This window comes from Bradyrhizobium sp., from assembly GCF_049798375.1.
In the GTDB taxonomy this organism is placed as follows: domain Bacteria; phylum Pseudomonadota; class Alphaproteobacteria; order Rhizobiales; family Xanthobacteraceae; genus Bradyrhizobium.
In genome coordinates this window covers 1-5,514 of sequence record NZ_JBARGP010000189.1, presented here as the reverse complement: position 1 = coordinate 5,514, position 5,514 = coordinate 1, and the positions used below count along the sequence as shown (strand labels likewise).

Here is a 5,514-nt window from a genome sequence, read left to right as displayed (position 1 = left end):
AGGTGCCGACCATCCAGAACAGGAAGATGTCGGTGTTGGAGGCGTAGGCCGCGCTGCGTTGCGCGAACACCCGCATCACGGAGTCACCGAGCGCGATGCGGATCTCGACCAGATTGGAGCGGCCGACAGTGTCTATCCAGTAGGGCCGACTGATCTGGCGGCCGATCTGTCCCGACAGCGACTGGTCGAGCAGGTTGAAGAACGGCTTGGGCCCCGGCGGCGGGATATCGCCGGGGGGCAGGAAGTCGACCACCAGGTTGAGCCGCTGCTGGGCGATGCGGCGGAGCATCGTGTGATCCTTGTCCTGCGGCGTGGCCTTATAGACATCGATCAGCGCCGCAATGTCCTGCACCACCGCGGCCGACAGCCGCCGTGTCACCGTGTTCCAGTGCCGCTCCATGAAGACGCCCGCCACCACCGTCTGCAGGATCACCATCGGGACGATCATGATCAGTAGCGCGCGGGCATAGAGCCCGGTCGGCATCCAGCTCTTGAATGCATTGCCCATCCAGCCATTGGCAGCGGAGACGCGCCGCGAGGCGGTGCGGATGAAAGTGAGGCCGGTGTCGAGCGTGGTCATGTGAGGTGGGCGCCTAAGGACGACAAGTTCTGAATGATCCGCGGCGTGCGATGCGCATGACTGCGCCCTCTCCCCTTGCGGGAGAGGGCATCGCCGCTGCCAGCGGCATGAATGCTGGGGTGAGGGGTTCGTGCCGCAATCGCCGATTTGCGAGGAGGAGAGAACCCCTCACCCGGTTTCGAACTTCGTTTGAAACCACCCTCTCCCACAAGGGGAGAGGGTGCACCGATTGCCTGGCGGTGGGGTCGGTCGCTTCGCGCATCATCATGGTAGCTGTCCTAGCGACGTCGACTCCAACTACGCCGACACCATCAGCCGATAGCCGATGCCGCGGACCGCTTGGAGGAACAGCGGATTGGCAGGATCGGTTTCGATCTTGCGGCGCAGACGGTTGATCTGCACGTCGACCGCGCGCTCGTTGACGGTGCCGTTGCCCGTCAGCGCGCCGCGCGGCACGGTCTCGCCGCGCGAGGTCGCGAGGATCTTCATCATCTCGCGCTCGCGGTCGGTCAAATGGATGGTCTCCTCGCCTTGGCGCAATTCGCCGCGGCTTAGATGATAGATGTAAGGCCCGAAGCTGACCTGCTCGACCGTCTCCGCAGCCGGCGGCGGCGCGGCGCGCTTGAGGATATTGCCGATCCGCAGTGCGAGCTCACGCGGCTCGAAGGGCTTGGCGACATAATCATCAGCGCCGATCTGCAGGCCCTCGATCCGGCTTTCCGGCTCGGAGCGGGCGGTCAGCATCACGATCGGCACCGAGGACGCGGTGCGGATCGAACGGGCCAGATCGAAGCCGGTCTCGCCCGGCATCATCACGTCGAGGATGAGCAGATCGAAATGCAGCCCGGTGAGCTTGGCTCGGGCATCGCTCGCGCTCATCGCGGTGGTGACGCGATAACCTTCGGCGCGTAGGAAGCGCGACAGCAGGTCGCGAATACGCCGATCGTCATCGACGAGCAGAAGATGCGGCGCGTCGTCGGCAGGGGTCTGCGGCGGATGAGAGGCGATGGCGGCGAGCGGCACGATCACTCCTTTGCGGTGGTCGGGCTTGCAGGATTGCTTGCAGGACTACTTGCAGAATTACTTGCAGGATTCATGGGCGTCTTGAAGATCGTTTCCAGCACCTTGTCCGGATCGTCGCGATCGATCATCGCACGCAGGAAGTGCCGGACCGGCTCGGCCGCGGACGGCCCGATCTCGGCCAGCGCATGCTCGATGCGCCGGGTCTGCAGTCCGGCAAGCTTCGCCACCAGCGCCTCGCCTTTGGCGGTGGCGAAAAGAAGGCGCTGCCGCCGGTCGGCATTGCCGGTCTTCTGCACGATGTAGCCTTCGTCGAGCAACTGCTTCAACACCCGCCCGAGCGACTGCTTGGTGATGCGCAGCACGTCAAGGAGGTCGGCGACCTTCAAGCCGGGATAGCGGGTGACGAAGTGCATCACGCGGTGATGGGCGCGGCCGAAACCGAACGCCTCCAGCTCATGGTCGGCGTCACCGACGAAATCGCGGTAGGCGAAGAACAACAGCTCGATGATGTCCCAGCGCAAATGGCGGTGATCTGTTGCGCCTGCGCCCTGCGGCTCGGCGGCGCGGGAATCGCCGGGGGATGCGGAGCTCAAGAAATTTATGTCAGCCATATTGACGTTTCTGAGGTTCAATGTTACAAAACAATCGCTGACGACGAAATTTTAGATCGTTTCGTCCCCTGAGCGACGTCTTCACGACGTTCCGCGTCGACCTGAAGCAACCCCGTGGGGCGGCAAGGGCCGCGCATTGATTGACCGTGTCATTGTCGAGCGGCATTTCGGCAAACATACTGGACTTTGGCCCTCCGCAAAAGCATGTCCCCCCGGACTGTTGGCGTGGTAAGGCCGGTCCAGATCACTTGAAACCCCGCCGGCTGCGCGAAAGATGCGCGTCTGGCGTGATGATCCGGGAGGAGACCATGGCGGTTTCGTTGGATAATACAGCCCGCAATCGGGCGAGTAGCCCCGCAGACGTCAGGCCGGATTCGGCAGGGACGAACCTGAGCTTCGATATTCAGCCCTCCTCGGCCCCGACGTCAGAGGCGGACCGGACGGCCAAGCTCAGGGATCCGGGCTTCGGTCGGGTCTTCACCGACCATATGTCGATCGTCCGCTACAACCAGGCCAAGGGCTGGCACGATGCGCGCGTCGAGGCACGGGCGAATTTCCCGCTCGATCCGGCGCTGGCCGTGCTGCATTACGCCCAGGAGATTTTCGAAGGCCTGAAGGCCTACAAGCGCGAGGATGGCGGTGTGAACCTGTTCCGCCCCGATGCCAATGCGCGGCGCTTCCACAATTCGGCTGACCGCATGGCGATGGCGCCGGTGCCCGAGGCGATCTTCACCGAGGCGGTCGAGCAACTCGTGCGCATCGACCGCGCCTGGATCCCGGGCGGCGAGGGCAGCCTTTATCTGCGCCCCTTCATGATTGCGAGCGAGGTGTTCCTCGGCGTGAAGCCGTCGGCGGAATACATCTTCGCCGTCATCGCCTCGCCGGTCGGCTCCTATTTCAAGGGCGGTCCGGCGCCGGTTTCGATCTGGGTGTCGGAGAACTACACGCGCGCCGCAGTCGGCGGCACCGGCGCGGTCAAATGCGGCGGCAACTACGCCGCGAGCCTGCGGGCGCAGGCCGAGGCGATCGAGCACGGCTGCGACCAGGTCGTGTTCCTCGATGCGCTGGAGCGCAAATATGTCGAGGAGCTCGGCGGCATGAACGTGTTCTTCGTGTTCGAGGACGGCTCGCTCTCGACGCCGCCGCTCGGCACCATCCTGCCCGGCATTACCCGCGACTCGATCATCGCGCTGGCAAGGGATGCCGGCACGGTCGTGCGCGAGGAGGCCTATTCGATCGACCAGTGGCGGGCGGACGCCAAGAGCGGCAGGCTGAAAGAAGCCTTTGCCTGTGGCACCGCGGCCGTGATCTCGCCGATCGGCAAGGTCCGTTCGGCGAGCGGCGATGTCCTCATCAATGGCGGCGAGGCCGGCCCCGTCGCCATGGGCCTGCGCAAGCAGCTGGTCGATATCCAGTACGGCCGCGCGCCGGATCCGCACAACTGGATCCGGAAGGTCCTGTGACTGAGTAGGGTGGGCAAAGGCGCTCTTGCGCCGTGCTCACCGAACCTATCCCGTCTGGTCATGGTGGGCACGCTTCGCTTTGCCCACCCTACGTGCTAGCAACCGGCCATGTCCGATAAATCCAAAAAACCCCAGAAGCTGAAGGCGCGGCTGCCGCGCGGGCTAGAGGATCGCGGTCCCGCAGCGATCGCCGCCACGCGCGAAATGGTCGAGAAGATCCGCGCCGTCTATGAGCGCTACGGCTTCGAGCCGGTGGAGACGCCGGCGTTCGAATATACCGACGCGCTCGGCAAGTTCCTGCCCGATCAGGATCGTCCGAACGAAGGCGTGTTCTCGTTCCAGGACGATGACGAGCAGTGGATCTCGCTGCGCTACGATCTCACCGCGCCGCTGGCGCGCTATGTCGGCGAGCGCTACGGCACCGACGCGCTGGTGCTGCCCTATCGCAGCTACCGCTTCGGCTGGGTCTTCCGCAACGAGAAGCCTGGCCCCGGCCGCTTCCGCCAGTTCATGCAGTTCGACGCCGACACGGTCGGCTCCGGCTCGCCGGCGGCGGATGCCGAGATGTGCATGATGGCGGCCGACACCATGGAAGCGCTCGGCATTCCGCGCGGCTCCTATGTCGTGAAGGTCAACAACCGCAAGGTGCTCGACGGCGTGATGGACGCGATCGGCATCGGCGGTGACGAGCATGCCGGCCGCCGGCTCACCGTGCTGCGCGCCATCGACAAGGCTGACAAGTTTCCGATGGCCGAGATCAGGAAGCTGCTCGGCGCGGGCCGCTGGGATGGCGGCGAAGAGGGCAAGGGCGACTTCACCAAGGGCGCAGGGCTGACGGAAGATCAGATCTCCTCTCTGCTGGCCTTCTTCGAGATGAAAGTTGCCGAGCCCACTTTCGAAAACGAGGAGCAGGACCTGCAGTTCAACGCATCGGTGCTCGGGGCTGTCGCGCAACACACATTGTTCATGTCGTCCGCCGCCTTTGCGGATGGCATCAACGAACTGACTGAGATCGCAAAGCTGTGCAGCGCGGCCGGCTATGGCTACAGCCGGGTTCGCGTCGAGCCCTCCGTGGTGCGCGGCCTCGAATACTACACGGGTCCCGTGTTTGAGGTCGAACTGCTGCTTGAGACCAAGGACGAGAAGGGCCGCCCGGTGCGGTTCGGCTCGGTCGGTGGTGGCGGGCGCTATGACGGCTTGGTCTCGCGCTTCCGCGGCGAGCCGGTGCCGGCGACCGGATTCTCCATCGGTGTCTCCCGCCTGCAGGCGGCGCTGACCCTGATCGGCAAGCTCGACACGACACCAGCCTCCGGTCCTGTCGTCGTCACCGTGTTCGACCGCGATCGCGTCGCGGACTACCAGGCCATGGTCGCGAAGCTGCGCAACCACGGCATCCGCGCCGAGCTCTATCTCGGCAACCCGAAGAACATGGGCAACCAGCTCAAATATGCCGACCGCCGCAACGCGCCCTGCGTCATCATCCAGGGCTCGGACGAGAAGGCGCGCGGCGAGGTGCAGATCAAGGATTTGATCGAGGGCGCTAAGGCGGCGGCCGCAATCGCCTCCAACCAGGAATGGCGCGAGAGCCGCCCGGCGCAATTCTCTTGTCCGGAGGACGAACTCGTCGCTGGGGTGCGCGAGGTGCTTGCTCGCCATGATGTGAAGTGGGGATAGGCTCGCCCATTTTGCTCAGGCGTCATGCCCGGCCTTGTGCCAGGCATCCACGTCTTGTTTGATAAGAAGAACGTGGATGGCCGGGACAAGCCCGGCCACGACGAGAATAGATAGGGAGTGACACGATGCCCGAGATCACCGTGAACATGGCCGCCGGCCGCAC

At 64.5% G+C, this 5,514-nt stretch carries 4 protein-coding genes and 1 pseudogene; 2 read left to right on the top strand and 3 right to left on the bottom strand.

Going from position 1 to position 5,514, the window contains the following annotated elements:
• The 3 genes and pseudogenes from WA702_RS08010 to WA702_RS08000 all read right to left on the bottom strand — a co-directional run.
• Positions 1-580, bottom strand: a pseudogene (locus WA702_RS08010) (two-component sensor histidine kinase); the annotation flags it as partial.
• A 297-nt stretch (positions 581-877) separates the two neighbouring features.
• Positions 878-1,609, bottom strand: a complete 732-nt coding sequence (locus tag WA702_RS08005; protein ID WP_425109989.1) for a response regulator — start codon at positions 1,607-1,609, stop codon at positions 878-880.
• Positions 1,606-2,214 (bottom strand): MarR family winged helix-turn-helix transcriptional regulator, encoded by a 609-nt coding sequence (locus WA702_RS08000; RefSeq protein WP_425109988.1) that lies wholly within the window; start codon positions 2,212-2,214, stop codon positions 1,606-1,608. The genes WA702_RS08005 and WA702_RS08000 overlap by 4 nt, the downstream gene beginning before the upstream one ends.
• 389 nt (positions 2,215-2,603) lie before the next feature.
• Here WA702_RS08000 and WA702_RS07995 point away from each other — a divergent pair, with 389 nt between their 5' ends.
• On the top strand, positions 2,604-3,677 hold the full coding sequence (locus WA702_RS07995; protein WP_425109990.1) for a branched-chain amino acid aminotransferase: 1,074 nt from the start codon (positions 2,604-2,606) through the stop codon (positions 3,675-3,677).
• A 108-nt stretch (positions 3,678-3,785) separates the two neighbouring features.
• Positions 3,786-5,351, top strand: a complete 1,566-nt coding sequence (hisS, locus tag WA702_RS07990; protein WP_425109987.1) for a histidine--tRNA ligase — start codon at positions 3,786-3,788, stop codon at positions 5,349-5,351.
• Positions 5,352-5,514 lie beyond the last annotated feature (163 nt).

What these genes read in the sequence shown, in the direction of transcription:
- WA702_RS08000 (WP_425109988.1), bottom strand. Translation starts at nt 2,214, where the DNA reads ATGGCTGACATAAATTTCTTGAGCTCCGCATCCCCCGGCGATTCCCGC.
- hisS (WP_425109987.1), top strand. Translation starts at nt 3,786, where the DNA reads ATGTCCGATAAATCCAAAAAACCCCAGAAGCTGAAGGCGCGGCTGCCG.